The organism is Bacillus sp. 17RED48 (assembly GCF_019837545.1).
In the GTDB taxonomy this organism is placed as follows: Bacteria; Bacillota; Bacilli; order Bacillales; family Bacillaceae_G; genus Bacillus_A; species Bacillus_A wiedmannii.
In genome coordinates this window covers 264,522-282,111 of the sequence record NZ_JADAXG010000007.1, presented here as the reverse complement: position 1 = coordinate 282,111, position 17,590 = coordinate 264,522, and the positions used below count along the sequence as shown (strand labels likewise).

Sequence of the window (17,590 nt, the reverse complement as noted above, 5' to 3'; positions counted from 1 at the left end):
AGATAATGTTGATGAGCAAAAACTCATCTAGAGTACTTTTATAGTAACAAGTAAAAATCGTTTTGTGTATTGAGAAAAAAAGAATTACTTCATTAAATGTTAAGAACTTATATTTTACTTCTGGTTAATATAATCATTTGTTGTAAGTGAAGTATGGTTATAAAATGGAGAAAAGACTTGCAAGCATCTAAAAGCGTAATGAAATATATAATAGTCAAAAAAGACCTGCTTATATAAGCAGGTCAAATTAAGGGGTTTTATCCAACAGAATATGTCATATGATATCAACTGTATTGTATTAAGTCTATAAGGTTTATATTGAGAAAAGTTTTGTGAATGGATATATTTCGCACACGTATTAACGTTTAAAAAGTTGAGAAAGAAAATGAAAAAGCTTTTTATAAGAAAATAATGGCTGGTATTTATAATATGCTTCATATTTCCACGCATCATGATTCGAGAATTGGAGTTGATTCGGTACTGTTTTCTGCTTGGTGGAACTAATATTCTGCTGTTTCATATAGTAACCTCCTGAATTCATATGTATAAGATTAGTAGTATTCAAGGAAGATTAATAAAATGTATATTTATTTTGTAATTCATTTTATATGTGCTTTATTTATGTTTTAAAATTTATAAATAGCCATTAAAACACCGTTGCTAAACAACCTCTAAAACGTAGAGAAGCATAAAATAATGAAAAAGCAAGCTGTTAGTCTTGTATTCATCACTTTCATGACACATAAGTGATGATATAATAGTAATAGATGAAAGATAAAGAAAAGCAGGTGACTCTTTTTTGTTTACAAAAGCACAAGAACTTTTAGCGTCTTATTTCGGTTATTCGTCATTCCGAAGAGGGCAAGATGAAACAATTAAAAATGTATTAGATGGGAAAGATACAGTCTGTATCATGCCTACGGGCGGTGGTAAGTCAATTTGTTATCAAATTCCCGCATTAGTATTCGAAGGAACGACATTAGTTATTTCACCTTTGATTTCACTTATGAAAGACCAAGTAGATACATTAGTACAAAACGGTATTTCAGCTACTTATATTAATAGTTCTATTTCGATTGCGGAAGCGAATCAACGAATTCAATTAGCAAAACAAGGACATTATAAGTTACTTTATGTGGCGCCGGAGCGTCTTGATTCAATGGAATTTGTTGACCAACTTATCGATATGAAAATCCCGATGATTGCAATTGATGAGGCGCACTGTATTTCGCAGTGGGGACATGATTTCCGTCCGAGTTATTTACATATACATCGCATATTAGATTATCTTCCAGAAAAACCGCTTGTCCTAGCATTAACTGCGACGGCAACACCACAAGTTCGTGAAGATATTTGCAACACGCTTGGAATTAATCAAGAAAATACGATTATGACAACGTTTGAGCGCGAGAACTTATCATTTTCTGTTATTAAAGGACAAGATCGTAATGCATATTTAGCGGATTATATTCGTCAAAATCAAAAAGAATCTGGGATTATATATGCAGCTACTAGAAAAGTAGTTGATCAGTTGTATGAAGATTTAATGAAAGCAGGAGTTTCTGTATCAAAATACCATGCTGGTATGAGTGATACAGATCGAAATGAGCAGCAAGAACTCTTTTTACGTGATGAAGTGAGTGTAATGGTAGCGACATCTGCATTTGGGATGGGAATTGATAAATCGAATATTCGTTACGTTATCCATTATCAACTGCCAAAAAACATGGAAAGTTATTATCAAGAAGCAGGACGTGCTGGCCGTGATGGATTAGATAGTGCATGTATATTGTTATATTCTTCTCAAGATGTGCAAGTACAGCGCTTTTTAATTGACCAATCGACAGGAGAATCTCGTTTTTCAAATGAACTTGAAAAACTGCAAAATATGACTGATTACTGTCATACAGAACAATGTTTACAATCATTTATTTTGCAATACTTTGGAGAAGAACCGAAAGAAGATTGCGGCCGCTGCGGTAATTGTACGGACGACCGCGAAAGTATCGATGTGACGAGAGAATCACAAATGGTTCTATCTTGCATGATTAGGACGAACCAGCGATTTGGAAAACAAATGATTGCACAAGTACTAACTGGATCTAAAAATAAGAAAGTTATTGAATTTAATTTTCATACTTTACCAACATACGGATTACTATCAAATCGAAGCGTCAAAGAAGTCAGTGAATTTATTGAGTTTCTAATTTCAGATGAGTTAATTGCAGTTGAACATGGTACGTATCCAACATTAAAAGTAACAGAAAAAGGGAAAGAAGTATTATTAGGTAAAGAGAATGTTTTACGTAAAGAACGAGTAGAGACAAGACAAATTGTTCAAGATCATCCTTTATTTGAAGTGCTTCGCGAAGTACGTAAAGAAATTGCGCAAGGAGAAGGTGTACCTCCATTCGTTATTTTCTCTGATCAAACGTTGAAAGATATGTGTGCAAAAATGCCGCATAGTGACTCTGAACTTTTAACTGTGAAAGGGATCGGCGAACATAAACTTGTGAAGTATGGTTCTCATTTCTTACAAGCAGTTCAGCACTTTATTAAGGACAATCCAAACTATGCTGAAACAGTTAAAACAGAAGTGGTGACAGAGCGGAAAAAGTCAGGGAAAGCTTCAGCAAATTCTCATTTAGAAACGTATGAAATGTATAAACAAGGCATTGATCTTGATGAAATTGCGAAAGAACGTGGCTTATCAAGACAAACAATTGAAAATCATTTAATTCGCTCTTTTGAGGATGGAATGGAAATAGACTGGAACAGTTTTGTTCCTGCAGAATATGAATCACTGATTGAAACTGCCGTGCAAAATGCAGAGGGTGGTCTGAAATCAATTAAGGAACAACTTCCAAATGAAGTGAGTTACTTTATGATTCGTGCATATTTACAATTTAGAAAGTAGATATATAAAAAGGGGATAGGGATATATGCATCACGTTTTCGTGTATGGCACATTAAGAAAAGAGCAAACGAATGCTCATTTTATGCAAGGGGCAATATGCATCGCAGACGGAGCATGGACGTATGGTAAATTATTTGATACAAACGAAGGGTATCCGGCAATGATTTGTTCAAATGAGGACAAAGTATACGGAGAAGTTTATGAAGTAAATGAGGTTGTTCTGCAAAAATTAGATGAACTTGAAGAATATACAGGTAATGCAGAAAGTGATTTATATGACCGAATCACCGAAACGGTTTATTTAGGTGATAGAGAAATACGTGCATTTGTGTATGTTGCTCAAGATATAGGGATGTTAAAGAAAGTTATCATTTCTGGTGATTGGGTAGAGTATCAACAAGAAAAATAATAGCAGTCATAGAGCGGATAGTGGTATCATCCATTATCTGCTTTTTATATTGGTACTTTCAAAATTCTTATTATTTTGATAAATTGTAAATATAGGGAAATTTGAATGGTTTTTTTCATGGGTGTTAGAGATTTAGTTTTTCACCTGTAGAAGAAAAATCTATTGCAGGAGGAGAATAATAATGAACGAATTAAATGTGAGAGAATTTTACGAAAAACAATTTAAACTATCCAATTACGATATCAATACAGAAAGCTGGTTAGAGCAAGTTGCGAAAGAAGTTAAAGAACAAGTTGGATATCCATTCCATTCGATGTTGGAACTAGGAGCAGGAAATGGTGGATTCGCAAGGGCGATGTCTAAGTTACAAGTGAAAATGACTACAGTTGAGCTTATACCAGAGTTAGTTATGTTTGCAAAAGAGCATTCTACTAATGATATAGATATTCATTGCGCTGATTTTTATAAAATTAATTTTGAAGAAAAGTTTGATGTTGTTAGTTATTTAGATGGATTTGGTGTAGGAACAGATGATGAACAATTGATTCTATTAAAACGCATTAAAAACTGGATGAAGGATGATGGATGTGCACTTATTGATATGTATCAACCATTGTATTGGAAAAAAGCAAGTGGACAAGAAATGACCTTAAGTGCAGCTATGCGAAAATACGAATATGATCTTATAAATGAGAGAATGTTAGATCATTGGTGGCATCCTAATAATCCAAATGATATAGTTACACAGTCTTTACGTTGTTATACGGTAGATGAGATTAGCAATCTATGTGCTGAAGCTGGTTTAAGTATTGTAGGATTCTTCCCAGGAGGAGCATATGATTTTGAAAAACGAAAATATAAAGAATTAGCAACTTTAAATGAATGCTTGGCGTACCGGATTAAAATAAAGAAGAGTAGAGATTAATCTCTACTCTTTTTTGATTTAGAAAATTCTTACTAAAACTATTGACTTTATAAATGGATTTTTAATACAATTGTATTTCGACTAAAAAATTGAACGGACAGGAGGGAATCATCAAATGAACAACATTTTTGAAGAAGAGTTACAAAGGATGAAAGCTACATTAAGTACGATGGATGATCAATTAGAACAGCTCGAAAGCATTCCGGTTTATTATGGAGATGATTTTAAAGAACAAATTCTAGAAAGTATGAGAGAATCTAATAGACAAAACTTACGTATTGGAGTGCAAGAACCATACTTTGGAAGATTAGATTTTCAAGAGGACGGCAAGGAAGAAGTTATGCCGATCTACATCGGTAAAGTAGGTGTTTCACATAAAGACACAATGAAACCGATTGTAATTGATTGGCGGGCACCTGTCGCAAGTATGTTTTATTCATTTACCGGCGGTGATGAATTAGCGTTTTATCAATCGCCAGATGGATTAGTAGAAGGTGATGTTTATTTAAAGCGAAACATCTCAATCCGAAAAAGAGAACTAGAACGTGTTGTTGATACATATGTAAAAGGAAATGAAGATGTATCTCATGCCGATGATTTTCTTCTATATCGATTAGGTGAGAATAAAGATAATAAACTAAAGGATATTGTTTCAACGATACAATCGGAGCAAAACGATATTATTCGTGCGGAAAGAAACTTACCATTATTAATTCAAGGGGTTGCAGGAAGCGGAAAAACAACGATCGCTTTACATCGCCTTGCTTTTTTAATTTATGAATATCGTGAACAATTAGAAGCTGAGAGAATGATTGTATTCGCTCCGAATAGTCTGTTTTTAGACTATATTTCGAGTGTGCTTCCTGAATTAGGTGTAGGGAATATTAGTCAAACAACATTTCCAGATTGGGCATTACGTACGTTAGATGATTCGGTGAAACTGAAGCAGACAGAAGAAAAATTGAAAGAAGCATTTTCTATTAATCGTGATGAAGAAAAGGTTATGCTCGGTAAATTGAAAGGTACACTAGAATTTAAGTCCTTTATTGAAGAGAGAATGATTCAATTTGAAAATGAATTAGTACCAACAAGTGATTTTGAGGCATGGGACAAAGCTATTATTCCGGTAGAAGACATAAAAAAATGGATGCAAGTTGAATATAAACATTATCCATTAAAGAAAAGAAGAGAAAGATTAGTCGGCAGAATGAAGCGCTGGATTGAAATTGAACTGAAAAAGTATGGAGAAACAAACGAGAAGAAATTACTAAAAAAAGAAGCGACAAAGAGATTGAACACATATATGAAGTTTTGGCCGAAAATGAGTGCACTTTCACTATATAGTTCAATATTGAAAAGTAAAGAAATACTCGAAGTATTGCCTGAAGAACTTGTGAAAGAAACTGAAAAGAGTTGTCGTAAAAAAGAAGTGTATGTAGAAGATTTACCAGCTTTAATTTACATACATCACCGCATAACAGGTATTGAAATCGGACAGAAATTCCATCACGTCGTTATTGATGAAGCGCAAGATTTCTCGCCATTCCAAGTTTATGTAGTAAAAGAAATTACACTAGGTAATTCTTTTACTATATTAGGTGATTTATCTCAAGCAATTTATGATTATCAAGGGATTGAAGATTGGAGTGCTTTTAAAGAAGTATTCCAAGAAACAGGTTATTATGAACTGACGAGAAGTTATCGTTCTACAAAAGAAATTATAGAATTTGCGAACGAAATAATTAAAAATGCAGAGATTCCAGTTGGGCTCGCAACACCAGTTTTTCGCAGTGGTGAAGATGTTAAGGTAATCCATGCAGAAGATCAATTTAATGAAATTATGAAGACGTTAAAACATCTACAAAACGAAGATGTGAAAACCATTGCGGTAATAGGAAGAACAGACGATGAATGCCGCGATATATATGGAAAATTAACAAAAGCAGGATTGGCCGTAAACGTCATTGAAGCAGATCAAAGTAAATATGAAGGTGGTATTTCAGTAGTACCTGTATACTTGGCAAAAGGGCTAGAATTTGATGCTGTTCTATTAATCGATGTTGATGAAGAACATTATAAAAATACGAAACATGATGCAAAGTTACTATATGTCGGATGTACAAGGTCACTTCATGATTTATGGATTTTCCATAGCGGAGAAATATCGCCTTTAATTAATGGATTAAAATAAATATTACATACAAGAGGATTTTCTAGTAACAAAAAGAAGAACCTCTTGTTTTTCTATATAAAGACATGGAGAGAGGATAACTATGATAACAAAAGTAATAACAAAAAGAAATTGGGAAATCGCAAAGGTAGATGGAGAAGTTAATGAAGCTTCACTTAAAGAAGAGGGATTTATTCATTGTTCATTTTTACAGCAAGCTTTAAAAGTTGTTGAAAAATGTTTTAGTCATGAAGAAAATGTTTTATTACTGACAATCGATCCATCCTTAATAAAAGCAGAAATAAAATATGAACTTGCTTCTAACGGTCAAGAATATCCGCATGTATATGGAGTAATTAATATTGAGGCAATTGTAGGTGTTACCCCATTTACTAAAGAAAAAGGAGAGTTTATATTACAAGAGGTACAAAATTAAGGTTGTAATAGCTGTTTAAATTAACAAGAAAAGCACAAATTATATAGTTTGTGCTTTTTTATTATCTATTTTTTGTAAATACGCATTGTTTTTATCACACTAATACTGTACGATACATAGTATAAAACATATACTGTATGACATATAGTAATGGAAATGAGGTGAGTGAATGGATGCTTTATTAAATTCGTTAATTACTGAACTAAGAAGAGGGACATTAACATTAGCGGTTTTAAGCCAGTTAAGAACACCGCAGTATGGGTATTCACTTGTCCAATTATTGGAGCAATCAGGGATCACAATCGATCAAAGTACTTTATATCCACTACTTCGCCGATTAGAAAAGCAAGAGCTAGTGACGAGTAGTTGGGATAAAACGGAGAGTAGGCCTCGTAAGTATTACGTTTTAAGTGAATACGGATTAGAGATATTTTTGCAGTTAAAAAAGGAATGGATAAAGGATTCGAAAGAACTTTATAACTTATTAAAGGAGGAGGACAAGAATGAATTTGATTGATATTTATGTCGAAGAAGTAGCGAAGAGATTACCTGAAAAAAATCGTGAAGATATTATTCTTGAACTACGGTCAACTATCGAGGATATGTTACCTGATGAGTATAATGAGGAAGATGTAAAGAGTGTCCTTGAAAAATTGGGAAGCCCAGTTTCATTGGCTAATGGCTATCTGGATAGACCGATGTATTTAATTGGACCACGTTATTTTGATGTATATACGACATTGTTAAAAATGATTATACCAATAGCAGCTGTAATCGCACTTATTGCAATGGTTGCAGAAAATTTTGTAGGATATAATGGTGAGCAAGCGGTATTAAATGTTATTTTAAATTTGATAGGTAAAGGAATTGGGGAAATTGTCGAAGTAGGCCTCCATGTATTTTTCTGGTTGACACTTGTATTTGCAATTTTAGAAAGAACAGATAAAGACAAAGGTACTCAACCGTTGACGACAAGTTTAAAAAAATGGACGCCTGATGATTTGAAAAATACTTCGTATGTTCCAAAGAAAAAGTCGATCTCAAAGTTCGAAGTGTTTGGAGGTCTAATGTGGACGGCAATATGGGCGACACTTTACTTTTATGCGAATCATCTCGTTGGCGTATACCACGGTACGGAAAATGGATTGAAGTTTATTGCGCCGACGTTTAATCAAGATGTATTAATTCAGTATTGGCCAATCGTTGCTATTATGATTGTATTTGAAATAGGTATATCTCTTTATAAGTTAGTACAGGGACAATGGACGCGAAGATTAGCAATCGGGAATGCTATACTTCAAATAGCTGGAACAATAGTATTCATTGTAATTGTAGTAAATCCGTATTTATTTAACGAAGGATTTATTACGTATGTGGCAAATGTGTTTACTACTTCTCCAGAGGAATTTAAAAAGTGGTTAATTGGTGGAGGTATTATCATTTATATTTTATCTGCGGTATTAAATATATTTGATGGTTTCCGAAAAGCTCGTATTCGTATGTAGTAGTGAAAGGAAAGAAGATATACTTTATGAAAGGAAGAAAGCAATGATAAGGGAAGCAAGGAAACAAGATGTAACATACATGTTAGATATTTATAATGATGCTATATTGAATACAACAGCCGTCTATACGTATAAACCTGTAACCCTTGAAAATAGAATAGATTGGTATGAACAAAAAAAGGCTAACGGCTATCCGATTTTAGTATGTGAATTAGATAATAAAATAGTAGGATTTGCGACATTTGGCCCGTTTAGAGCTTGGCCTGCCTATAAATATTCAATTGAGCATTCTGTGTACGTTCATAAGGAATATAGAAAAAATGGGATAGGAACTTCTTTAATGAAAGCATTGATTACAGTTGCAAAAGAAAGGAAATATATGACCTTAATTGCTGGAATTGATGCAGAAAATGAGAAAAGCATTGCCTTACATGAAAACTATGGATTTGTTCATGCGGGGACAATTAAGAAGGCTGGTTATAAGTTTAACAGGTGGTTAGATTTAGCTTTTTATCAATTGGAGCTTAATGGTCCTAAAAAGCCTACGGAAGAGTAAATGTTTGCGTTATGCGAATTATGTATTTTAGAAAGATAGTATGGGGAAATTTCATGCTATCTTTTTTATTGTATGGATAAATAACATGTAATAAAAAAAGTTTTTTATATTCTATATCGAATTGTGAGAAGATGATAAAACAATATAAAAAGAGGTATGGATATGCATTTACAAAAAGTATAGCAAAGGCATACTAGGGGTGAGTGATTGAAAAGAAACTTAAAAACTTCAACAATCATCATATTAATTTTAACGATTATCGCTATGGAAGTTGGAATCGCGATTTACGATCATAATCTGTCATTAGATACAATTTACTTTGCAGCAATCCTCATTTGTATTGTATTGCTTTTTGGCACACGTGTTTCTGAAGAGAAAGAAAGTACATCGAAACAGAGACGAAGAAAAACAGCTTGGCCATCTATTTTATTATCTATCGCTTGTTTTGCCGTTATAAGTTATATAAGAATAGGCTATGTCTCTGTGCCAGGGATAATTGGTTTTTCATGTTTTGTTACTTATGGTGGATTCGTGTTTATTAGTATTTTAAAAAGGAAAAGGAAAAATTAAAGGTAGCTAACTAAATTGAAAGGAAGAAATATATGAAACACTTAGAGAATGGGACTCGCGCTGAAGGAGAATACATAAAAAATAAAGTAATTCAATATAACATATCTATTTTAACAGATGAAGCAAAACGGCCGATGGAACAAGTAAGTTTCGTAGTGAAAGATGAGGGTGGAAAAATCTTTGGCGGGGTAACAGGAACGATGTATTTTTATCACCTTCATATAGATTTTTTGTGGGTTGATGAATCAGTTCGTCATGATGGTTATGGTAGTCAACTGTTACATAAAATTGAAGACATTGCGAAGGAAAAACGTTGTAGATTAATATTATTAGATTCATTTAGTTTTCAAGCACCAGAATTTTATAAAAAGCACGGATACCGAGAATATGGTGTAGTTGAAGATCATCCTAAAGGACATAGTCAACACTTTTTAGAGAAGCGGTTATAGTAATAGTATTCGTGTTCTAGAAGGAAAGTGGATTTTAAAAGCATCACCAAACAAGGTGATGCTATTTTTAATTTATAGCAACTACTCAAGCTGATGTAATTATGGGGACAAATAGTACGATTCGTATAGCTATGATTTTCTTTTTTACTGTAAATGAGTTACTGTCTTTGTAAAAGACACTTGTCGTATTTACTATATGTACTAATAAATACTATTGAATTTTTAGGAGAGGAAGAGCAATAAGACGAGCTCTGAATATAATAATGATAAAGGAGGTGTTAAGCAATGGGTTATATTGTAGATATTTCGAAATGGAACGGTAACATTAACTGGGATGTAGCAGCTCCACAACTAGATTTCGTAATCGCTAGGGTACAAGATGGTTCGAATTACGTAGACCCTTTATATAAAAATTACGCTCAAGCAATGAAAATAAGAAATATTCCTTTCGGTAATTATGCATTTTGCCGATTTATTTCAATTTCTGATGCGAAGAAGGAAGCGCAAGATTTTTGGAATCGCGGTGATAAGAGCGCTACTGTTTGGGCGGCTGATGTAGAAGTAAAAACAATGGATGATATGAGAGCCGGTACACAAGCTTTTATCGATGAATTACGCCGACTAGGAGCTAAGAAAGTTGGCTTATATGTTGGTCATCATGTATATGAACCATTCGGTATGGCGAACGTAAAAAGTGATTTTGTATGGATTCCTAGATATGGAGGTAATAAACCAGCATATCCTTGTGATATTTGGCAATACACCGAGACAGGTGATGTACCAGGTATTGGCAAATGTGATTTAAATCAATTAATAGGAAATAAGCCACTTTTCTGGTTTACTGAATCAGTACCAAAACAAGAAAATATACAGGCACAAGTTTCTAAACAAAATATTATCCAATCTGGAGCCTTTTCACCTTATGAAACTCCAGATGTTATGGGAGCATTAACTTCTTTAAAAATGACTGCTACCTTCATTTTACAATCGGATGGTTTAACGTATTTTGTTACTGAACCTACCAGTGATACGCAATTAAATGCTATGAAAGGCTGGCTTGATCAAAAAGGTTGGTGGTATGAAGTTAAATAGCTCCTATATGTGAAAAAAGAAGAGCCATCCAACAGGACGGCTCTTCTCAAATTATTATTGAATCTTGCTATTCAAATAATTTATCCATTAAATTCTGGATTTCACGTCTTCTTTTATCTGTTTCGTTCTTATCAATTGTATACGTATCATCCTCGATTATAAGAATATCACCTTCTTTTGCAGTAGAAGGGAGTTTTGATTTAGGTACATCAATTGTTACGTTATTTACTTCAATAACTGCTAGTTCGCCTTCAAAACGGTCAATAATACCTCTTTTCATAATTATCTCTCCGTTCTTACAGAAATTTTTGAACCATCACCATTAATAACTACAGTTCCATTTAAATCTGTTCTATATACATTAACAGACATTGCATTTAACTTTGCCAAAGTTTCCTGTGTAGGATGGCCATAGCGGTTACCTGCACCGGCACTGATCACAGCGATACTTGGTTTCACTGCATCTAAAAATGGCTGAGAAGAAGATGTCTTACTTCCATGATGACCAGGTTTTAATACATCAGATTTTAGGTTAGAACCATGTGCTAGAACCATATCTTTTTCGCTTTTAGATTCAGCATCACCAGTAAATAAGAAAGATTTGCTACCGTGTGTTACTTTTAATACCGCACTCCACTCATTTAGATCGTTACCGTATTCTTTCACGGGAGCTAAAAATTGTGAGTTTAAACCGTTGATTGGTAAAGTTACTCCAGATTTCGCTTCTTTAATTGTTAATCCTTTGTTAGCTACTGCAGTTAGGAAGTCTTTGAACGTTTGTGTCGTATGACTTACTTTAGGGGCATAAACGTTTTTTACATTCATAGCATAAAGCACTTCATCTAATCCGCCTACATGATCAGCATCAGGATGAGTGGCAATCATATAATCAATAGTTTGGAATCCTAATCCTTTTAAATAATTTGCTACTACTTTACCTTTGCCGTTGTTACCAGCGTCAATAAGGATCGTTTCTCCACTTGGAGATTTAATAAAAGTAGCATCACCTTGTCCGACATCAATATAATGTACCTCTAAGTTACCTTTTGGCTTAGGAAGAGCTGGACGGAAATTTGGTTCTAATACACGAGCCAAAAATGCAGCGAATTGCTCACGAGTTACTTTTACACCTGGACCAAATGTACCATCAGGCAATCCAGTAGTAATATTATTTTGTGCTAAAATTTTGACATAATTGTAACCCCAGTGATTAGATGGAACATCAGGGAAATTGACGTCTGCACCTGTAGGCTTCAAATTAAAAGTTTTAACTAAAACTACTGCCATTTCTGCACGAGTTAATGAGCGGTCAGGGAAATAGTTTGTTTCACGTTGTACAATGTTATTATGTGCTAACTTATGTACAGAATCATAGTAATAGATACCTTTGGCTACATCGGAAAAAATATGATTATAGCTAGATGGTTTTTCTAATTTTAATGATAAATCTAGCATTAAGGCCATTTGTCCACGAGTTACATCATCACTCGGTTTAAAAGTTCCTTCTGGCGTACCTTTAATGATACCTTTATCCGATAAATAGTTAATTTCTTTAATTGCCCAATGATTAGATTGGACATCAGGGAAAGATTTAGCACTTGTAAAATTAGGGATGAATAATGATAAGATTATGACAAATGCTGTTAATAATAAACTAAACTTTTTCAAAAGATCGCCTCACTTTATGTATTTTTTACCTAATTAACTTTACCATTTTTTTCAATAAATTCAAGTTTTAATAGGTAAATATTATAATAGAAATACTTTTGGTGTTATATTCATTGATTTTCTCTTATTTTGTATATTTGGTATAATTAATATGAAAGGATGAGAGTAACGATTGCAATTGTAAAATCGATATAATAAATTTATTTTATGAAGGTTTTTTGTAACAGGTTGGATTCTATAGTTTTATATGGAAAGAAGTAAAGTAAGACAAATTATATATAATGAGCAATTTGATGGGAGAAGGAAAATGTACACATATAAATTGCAAAATGAACAACCAATTTGCGTAGAAAAAATAAAAAAACTTTATGACTCTGTCGGTTGGTGGCCAGAAAGAAAAGAAATCGATATTCAAAAAATGTTAAAGCATAGTATAGCAATTGGGGTATGGGAAGAAAATGAATTAATTGGATTTGCTAGAGTTGTTTCTGATGGCGTTTTTCGAGCGTACATAGAAGATGTTGTCGTACATGAGAATGTAAGAAATAAAGGTATTGGAGAGAAGATGCTTACAATATTACTTCAAGAAATATCTCATGTTCATATTGTTAGTCTATTTTGTGGAGAGAAATTAATAAAGTTTTATGGTGAACAGAAATTTCAAGCGACAAAGCAAATTGTGATGCATCGTAATCAAATAGTGAAAGAATAAGAGGTGCCAATGAGAATGAATACAACAAGAACATATTGTTTATCAAAAAGAAAAGCAACAGAAGATTCTCCTGATGGTTGGAATGCAACATGTATGAGGCTTAATAATAAAATATTTGCGATAGTAAACCATGAAGAAGGAGAAAAAGCTGCGATTACTTTAAAATGTGATCCAGAACTTGCATTAAGATTAAGAGAAGAGTATCCAGAAGCAATCATTCCGGGGTATCATATGAATAAAAAGCATTGGAATACAGTGTATATACATAAAGATGTAGAGCAAGAGCAAATTAATAAGATGATTGATTGGTCATATGATTTAGTTCTACAATCATTTTCAAAGAAAAAGCAGCAAGAGTTATTAAATTAATATGTATAAGGGGTGGCAGTATTGAAAGACACGATTAAAGGTACATATGATAAATTAGCGAGTACATATAAAGAAAACCTAGATGTGGCAAATCCATATAATAGCTATTACGAAAGACCAGCGATGATGGAGATGATTCCAAAGAATTTAGAAGGGAAGAGTATACTAGATGCTGGATGTGCAGCTGGATGGTATACTTCTCAATTTTTAGAAAGAGGAGCAAATGTTACTGCAATTGACGTAAGTTCTGAAATGGTAAAAGCTGCAAAGGAAAGTACGGGTAATAAAGCAACGTTTCTTTGTCATGATTTGCAAGAAGTATTACCATTTGAAGATAATACTTTTGATGTTATTGTAAGTTCGTTAACGCTTCATTACTTAGAAAATTGGAATAAAGTATTTCAGGAGTTTCATCGCGTATTGAAGCCAGATGGCGAATTTATATACTCCATTCATCATCCTTTTATGGACTTTACAAAGTTTCCTTGTGAAAATTATTTCGAAAAACAATTATTAGTAGATACTTGGGTTAAACCAAATATTACAATAGAAGTTAGCTTTTTTAGAAGATCACTCCAAGATATAATTAATGAAACAACAAATTATTTTGTGTTAGATAAAATAGAGGAACCGAGGCCAGTTGAAAAAATGAGAGAAGTAAACGAAAAATCATATCATTATCTAAATACAAATCCACATTTTCTTATTATGAAAGCGATTAAAAAATAGCTAGTAAAATAATTATATTTTACTAGCTATTTACAGTTTTAAATTACATATTAGGAGATTTTGAGATGAATAAGAAACGAAGTAGATTATTATATGCGCTATTTACTATCGTTATAATTATTTTAGGTCTTAGCTCAAGAAAGTTAGCTTTTGCGTTACCTCATCTATTAAACGAGTACTTAGGTGATGCTTTATGGGCATGTATGATTTTTACTGGATGCGGATTTTTATTTCCTAAAATAAACACGATGAAATTGGCTTTTATAAGTTTGCTGTTTTGTTATGGGATTGAAGTGAGCCAATTGTATCATGCCGGATGGATAGATAGCATTCGTGCAATGACTTTAGGTGGACTCGTATTAGGTTACGGATTTTTGTGGAGTGATTTAGTTGCTTATACAATTGGTGTTGGGATTGGAATGTTTTGTGAGTTTATGTTACGGAAGAAATAAAAGATGTAAGAAGGGGTATTTATGAAAAAAATAATATTAATAGGTTCTGGTGGTTCAGGAAAATCTACATTAGCAAGACAATTAGGAAACAAACTAAATATTAAGGTGCATCATCTTGATGCACTATTTTGGAAACCAAATTGGGAGGGGGTTTCCAAAGAGGAGCAAAGAACGGTTCAAAATGAATTAGTTAAAGAAGATGAGTGGATTATTGATGGGAATTATGGCGGGACAATGGACATAAGAATTAACGCAGCTGATACAATCATCTTTCTTGATATTCATAGAACAATATGTGCTTATCGTGCTTTTAAAAGGGTTGTACAATATCGGAATAAAACAAGACCGGATATGGGTGCTGGATGTGAAGAAAGGTTTGATTTGCAATTTTTTAAATGGATATGGGAATATCCTAAAACGAAACGACCTTCAATTTTAAAGAGGTTAAATCAATTGAGTAAAGATAAAGATGTTATTATTTTAAAATCTTCAAATGAAGTAAGACTATTTTTAGAGAAGTACGATCACTTAAATTGTTAGATTATAAAAAGAAGTCAAATGGGGGAATAGCATTGAATAGATTCATTGGCTCCGTTGATTCTAATATGGTGAAAATTCCAGCAGGAAAAGTAGAATTAAGAGATGATCGAATAAAAAAACAATGGCAAGTACAAATAAAACCATTTCTTCTTGCAAAATATGTTGTAACGATGGAATTATATGATGCGATTGCGAATAACAAACCAAGTTTATTGAAAGATAAAAATAAACCAGTTGTAAATATTTCATGGAATGATGCCGTTATATTTTGTAATTTACTTTCCAAAAAAGCGGGATTAAAAGAATATTATTCTATTAGTGAAGATGGTCTAATTGTTAGTTGTAATTTAGATTCAAATGGCTACCGATTACCTTTTGAAGCAGAGTGGCAATATGCGTGTAAGGCAGGAACTACGGGATACATATATGGAGAACTGAAAGAGATTGCTTGGTACAATGAAAATTCAAGTGGATATATTCATGAGGTCGGAAAAAAAGAACCGAATGCATGGGGACTTTACGATATGTTAGGAAACGTTTGGGAATGGTGCTATGATTTATATGATGAACAAGTGTACGGATCATACCGAATTTTCCGCGGCGGTAGCTGGGCTGAAGCAGCTAGAGGTTGCGGTGCGACTTGTCGTCGCCGTAGTCATCCTACATTTCATATAGATGACCTTGGGTTTAGGCTTGCTAGGTCCATTTAGAAGAATAAGACAAAATACCTATAATACTAATGGCAACATAGACAAGATTTAAATTAAGGAGTGTTTAAAGTGGCACGTGTTTTATTCATTAATACTGGATCAGAAGGACATATAAATCCAACGTTGCAAGTTGTAGAAGAATTGGTTTCACGCGGGGAAGAGGTAGTTTATTTTTCAATTGAATCTTTTAGAGATCGTATTGAGAGAACGGGTGCTACTGTACGAACAATTGACGAGCAAAAGTTTTTAAAAGCTTTTCTTTCTGGTGGTCGAAATTATTTATCAGAGAGAATAAATGGTCTTTTACATACGGCAGATGTTATTATACCAAATGTTCTTGAACAAATTGAAGGGGAACATTTTGATTACATCATTCATGATTCAATGTTTGGTTGTGGACATATAATTGCTCAAATTTTAAAGCTTCCAGCAATAAATTCCTGCACATCGTTTGCACAGGATGAAAAATCATTTGAACAAATGTTAGACCACTTGTCTAAAAATATCCCAGTGGAAGTTCATAATAGGATACATAATGATTTTGAAAGATTAACAAAGGGAATCACGGAAAAATATGGTGTTGAAATAAACTCACCGTATGAAGTTTTTTGTAATCCAGCGCCACTTACTATTGTGTATACAATAAAGGAGTTCCAACCTTTTGGAGACATGTTTGATGAAACATTTACATTTGTAGGTCCATCTATCTCTACACAAGTAAAAAATGAAGAGTTTGATTTTACTACAATTGAAGGGAAAAGCCCGATTTACATTTCACTAGGTACTGTTTTTAATGAAGCACTTGATTTTTATAAACTTTGTTTTAAAGCGTTCGAGAATAGTAATCATACAATTGTGATGTCTATTGGTAATAAAACGAGAATAAGTGATTTAGGTGAAATTCCTAAAAACTTCATTGTAAAAAACTATGTACCACAAACGAAACTACTTACATATACAAAGTTATTTATTACACATGGCGGAATGAACAGTACACATGAAGGATTATATAACGGGATTCCGCTTATTGTAATTCCGCAAAGTGCAGATCAGCCAGTTATCGCGAAGCAAGTGGAGAATCTCCGAGCTGGGGTTAAGTTGCACATGAAAGAATTGACTGAGGAACAACTACGTGAAAGTGTAGAACTTGTATTAAATAATCCTTCATATAAAGAATCTGCTTTGAATTTGAAGGAGTCTTTCCGGAAGTCTGGTGGATATAAGCAAGCTGTTGATGAAATTACTACATTTGCTGGTCAGTAATAAATAGAAAATTAAACATGAGAAGAGTGTCTATATGAAAGGATATAGGCACTCTTCTGTTATATGGAGCGAAGAATCGATTGTTTTGAAAGGTTGAATATCCTGCATTATAAATTTA

At 33.2% G+C, this 17,590-nt stretch carries 21 protein-coding genes; 18 read left to right on the top strand and 3 right to left on the bottom strand.

What is annotated here, in order from left to right:
• Positions 1 to 358 precede the first annotated feature (358 nt).
• On the bottom strand, positions 359 to 520 hold the full coding sequence (locus tag ILT06_RS24595) for a hypothetical protein (protein WP_176713064.1): 162 nt from the start codon (positions 518 to 520) through the stop codon (positions 359 to 361).
• A 279-nt stretch (positions 521 to 799) separates the two neighbouring features.
• Between ILT06_RS24595 and recQ the strand changes: the two genes are divergently transcribed.
• The 11 genes from recQ to ILT06_RS24540 all read left to right on the top strand — a co-directional run bounded on the left by recQ (position 800) and on the right by ILT06_RS24540 (position 11,029).
• Positions 800 to 2,917 (top strand): DNA helicase RecQ, encoded by a 2,118-nt coding sequence (gene recQ, locus ILT06_RS24590; RefSeq protein WP_064475508.1) that lies wholly within the window; start codon positions 800 to 802, stop codon positions 2,915 to 2,917.
• Between the two features lie 25 nt (positions 2,918 to 2,942).
• Positions 2,943 to 3,326: a gamma-glutamylcyclotransferase family protein gene (locus ILT06_RS24585; RefSeq protein WP_064475507.1), complete on the top strand. Its 384-nt coding sequence runs from the start codon at positions 2,943 to 2,945 to the stop codon at positions 3,324 to 3,326.
• A gap of 181 nt (positions 3,327 to 3,507) precedes the next feature.
• On the top strand, positions 3,508 to 4,251 hold the full coding sequence (locus ILT06_RS24580) for a class I SAM-dependent methyltransferase (protein ID WP_064475506.1): 744 nt from the start codon (positions 3,508 to 3,510) through the stop codon (positions 4,249 to 4,251).
• 115 nt (positions 4,252 to 4,366) lie between these two features.
• The gene (locus tag ILT06_RS24575; protein WP_098103148.1) at positions 4,367 to 6,442 is read left to right on the top strand and encodes a HelD family protein; all 2,076 of its coding nucleotides are present in this window, start codon (positions 4,367 to 4,369) and stop codon (positions 6,440 to 6,442) included.
• An 82-nt stretch (positions 6,443 to 6,524) separates the two neighbouring features.
• Positions 6,525 to 6,857 carry a DUF952 domain-containing protein gene (locus ILT06_RS24570; RefSeq protein ID WP_222655620.1) on the top strand — a complete coding sequence of 111 codons (333 nt, stop codon included), beginning with the start codon at positions 6,525 to 6,527 and terminating at the stop codon, positions 6,855 to 6,857.
• A 169-nt stretch (positions 6,858 to 7,026) separates the two neighbouring features.
• Positions 7,027 to 7,374, top strand: coding sequence for a PadR family transcriptional regulator (locus ILT06_RS24565; protein WP_061679735.1), 348 nt, complete (start codon positions 7,027 to 7,029; stop codon positions 7,372 to 7,374).
• Positions 7,361 to 8,362: an HAAS signaling domain-containing protein gene (locus ILT06_RS24560; protein ID WP_149173552.1), complete on the top strand. Its 1,002-nt coding sequence runs from the start codon at positions 7,361 to 7,363 to the stop codon at positions 8,360 to 8,362. Before ILT06_RS24565 ends, ILT06_RS24560 begins: the two co-directional genes overlap by 14 nt.
• A 43-nt stretch (positions 8,363 to 8,405) precedes the next feature.
• Positions 8,406 to 8,918 (top strand): GNAT family N-acetyltransferase, encoded by a 513-nt coding sequence (locus tag ILT06_RS24555; RefSeq protein WP_222655619.1) that lies wholly within the window; start codon positions 8,406 to 8,408, stop codon positions 8,916 to 8,918.
• A 207-nt stretch (positions 8,919 to 9,125) separates the two neighbouring features.
• The gene (locus ILT06_RS24550) at positions 9,126 to 9,488 is read left to right on the top strand and encodes a hypothetical protein (RefSeq protein WP_098103151.1); all 363 of its coding nucleotides are present in this window, start codon (positions 9,126 to 9,128) and stop codon (positions 9,486 to 9,488) included.
• A 32-nt stretch (positions 9,489 to 9,520) separates the two neighbouring features.
• Positions 9,521 to 9,937 (top strand): GNAT family N-acetyltransferase, encoded by a 417-nt coding sequence (locus ILT06_RS24545; protein WP_098103152.1) that lies wholly within the window; start codon positions 9,521 to 9,523, stop codon positions 9,935 to 9,937.
• Between the two features lie 285 nt (positions 9,938 to 10,222).
• Positions 10,223 to 11,029 (top strand): GH25 family lysozyme, encoded by an 807-nt coding sequence (locus ILT06_RS24540; RefSeq protein WP_098103153.1) that lies wholly within the window; start codon positions 10,223 to 10,225, stop codon positions 11,027 to 11,029.
• A gap of 67 nt (positions 11,030 to 11,096) precedes the next feature.
• On the opposite strand, the gene ILT06_RS24535 is transcribed toward ILT06_RS24540, so the two are convergent.
• Positions 11,097 to 11,309, bottom strand: coding sequence for a DUF3006 domain-containing protein (locus ILT06_RS24535; RefSeq protein WP_064475499.1), 213 nt, complete (start codon positions 11,307 to 11,309; stop codon positions 11,097 to 11,099).
• A gap of 2 nt (positions 11,310 to 11,311) precedes the next feature.
• Positions 11,312 to 12,697: an S-layer homology domain-containing protein gene (locus ILT06_RS24530; protein WP_222655618.1), complete on the bottom strand. Its 1,386-nt coding sequence runs from the start codon at positions 12,695 to 12,697 to the stop codon at positions 11,312 to 11,314.
• Positions 12,698 to 13,004: 307 nt separating this feature from the next.
• Here ILT06_RS24530 and ILT06_RS24525 point away from each other — a divergent pair, with 307 nt between their 5' ends.
• From ILT06_RS24525 to ILT06_RS24495, 7 genes are all read left to right on the top strand, one after another.
• The gene (locus ILT06_RS24525) at positions 13,005 to 13,409 is read left to right on the top strand and encodes a GNAT family N-acetyltransferase (RefSeq protein WP_098103155.1); all 405 of its coding nucleotides are present in this window, start codon (positions 13,005 to 13,007) and stop codon (positions 13,407 to 13,409) included.
• 15 nt (positions 13,410 to 13,424) lie between these two features.
• Positions 13,425 to 13,778 carry an MmcQ/YjbR family DNA-binding protein gene (locus tag ILT06_RS24520; RefSeq protein WP_064475972.1) on the top strand — a complete coding sequence of 118 codons (354 nt, stop codon included), beginning with the start codon at positions 13,425 to 13,427 and terminating at the stop codon, positions 13,776 to 13,778.
• A gap of 21 nt (positions 13,779 to 13,799) precedes the next feature.
• Positions 13,800 to 14,507, top strand: a complete 708-nt coding sequence (locus tag ILT06_RS24515; protein ID WP_064475496.1) for a class I SAM-dependent methyltransferase — start codon at positions 13,800 to 13,802, stop codon at positions 14,505 to 14,507.
• A 65-nt stretch (positions 14,508 to 14,572) separates the two neighbouring features.
• Positions 14,573 to 14,959, top strand: a complete 387-nt coding sequence (locus ILT06_RS24510) for a ribosomal maturation YjgA family protein (protein WP_064475495.1) — start codon at positions 14,573 to 14,575, stop codon at positions 14,957 to 14,959.
• Positions 14,960 to 14,980: 21 nt separating this feature from the next.
• Positions 14,981 to 15,499, top strand: a complete 519-nt coding sequence (locus tag ILT06_RS24505; RefSeq protein WP_064475494.1) for a DNA topology modulation protein — start codon at positions 14,981 to 14,983, stop codon at positions 15,497 to 15,499.
• Between the two features lie 32 nt (positions 15,500 to 15,531).
• Positions 15,532 to 16,209: a formylglycine-generating enzyme family protein gene (locus tag ILT06_RS24500; protein WP_098103156.1), complete on the top strand. Its 678-nt coding sequence runs from the start codon at positions 15,532 to 15,534 to the stop codon at positions 16,207 to 16,209.
• A gap of 69 nt (positions 16,210 to 16,278) precedes the next feature.
• Positions 16,279 to 17,472: a macrolide family glycosyltransferase gene (locus ILT06_RS24495; RefSeq protein ID WP_149173556.1), complete on the top strand. Its 1,194-nt coding sequence runs from the start codon at positions 16,279 to 16,281 to the stop codon at positions 17,470 to 17,472.
• Positions 17,473 to 17,590: the final 118 nt, after the last annotated feature.

What these genes read in the sequence shown, in the direction of transcription:
- ILT06_RS24595 (WP_176713064.1), bottom strand. Translation starts at nt 520, where the DNA reads ATGAAACAGCAGAATATTAGTTCCACCAAGCAGAAAACAGTACCGAAT.
- ILT06_RS24545 (WP_098103152.1), top strand. Translation starts at nt 9,521, where the DNA reads ATGAAACACTTAGAGAATGGGACTCGCGCTGAAGGAGAATACATAAAA.
- ILT06_RS24540 (WP_098103153.1), top strand. Translation starts at nt 10,223, where the DNA reads ATGGGTTATATTGTAGATATTTCGAAATGGAACGGTAACATTAACTGG.
- ILT06_RS24520 (WP_064475972.1), top strand. Translation starts at nt 13,425, where the DNA reads ATGAATACAACAAGAACATATTGTTTATCAAAAAGAAAAGCAACAGAA.
- ILT06_RS24535 (WP_064475499.1), bottom strand. Translation starts at nt 11,309, where the DNA reads ATGAAAAGAGGTATTATTGACCGTTTTGAAGGCGAACTAGCAGTTATT.
- ILT06_RS24505 (WP_064475494.1), top strand. Translation starts at nt 14,981, where the DNA reads ATGAAAAAAATAATATTAATAGGTTCTGGTGGTTCAGGAAAATCTACA.
- ILT06_RS24525 (WP_098103155.1), top strand. Translation starts at nt 13,005, where the DNA reads ATGTACACATATAAATTGCAAAATGAACAACCAATTTGCGTAGAAAAA.
- ILT06_RS24570 (WP_222655620.1), top strand. Translation starts at nt 6,525, where the DNA reads ATGATAACAAAAGTAATAACAAAAAGAAATTGGGAAATCGCAAAGGTA.
- ILT06_RS24510 (WP_064475495.1), top strand. Translation starts at nt 14,573, where the DNA reads ATGAATAAGAAACGAAGTAGATTATTATATGCGCTATTTACTATCGTT.
- ILT06_RS24560 (WP_149173552.1), top strand. Translation starts at nt 7,361, where the DNA reads ATGAATTTGATTGATATTTATGTCGAAGAAGTAGCGAAGAGATTACCT.
- ILT06_RS24585 (WP_064475507.1), top strand. Translation starts at nt 2,943, where the DNA reads ATGCATCACGTTTTCGTGTATGGCACATTAAGAAAAGAGCAAACGAAT.
- ILT06_RS24575 (WP_098103148.1), top strand. Translation starts at nt 4,367, where the DNA reads ATGAACAACATTTTTGAAGAAGAGTTACAAAGGATGAAAGCTACATTA.
- ILT06_RS24565 (WP_061679735.1), top strand. Translation starts at nt 7,027, where the DNA reads ATGGATGCTTTATTAAATTCGTTAATTACTGAACTAAGAAGAGGGACA.
- ILT06_RS24555 (WP_222655619.1), top strand. Translation starts at nt 8,406, where the DNA reads ATGATAAGGGAAGCAAGGAAACAAGATGTAACATACATGTTAGATATT.
- ILT06_RS24580 (WP_064475506.1), top strand. Translation starts at nt 3,508, where the DNA reads ATGAACGAATTAAATGTGAGAGAATTTTACGAAAAACAATTTAAACTA.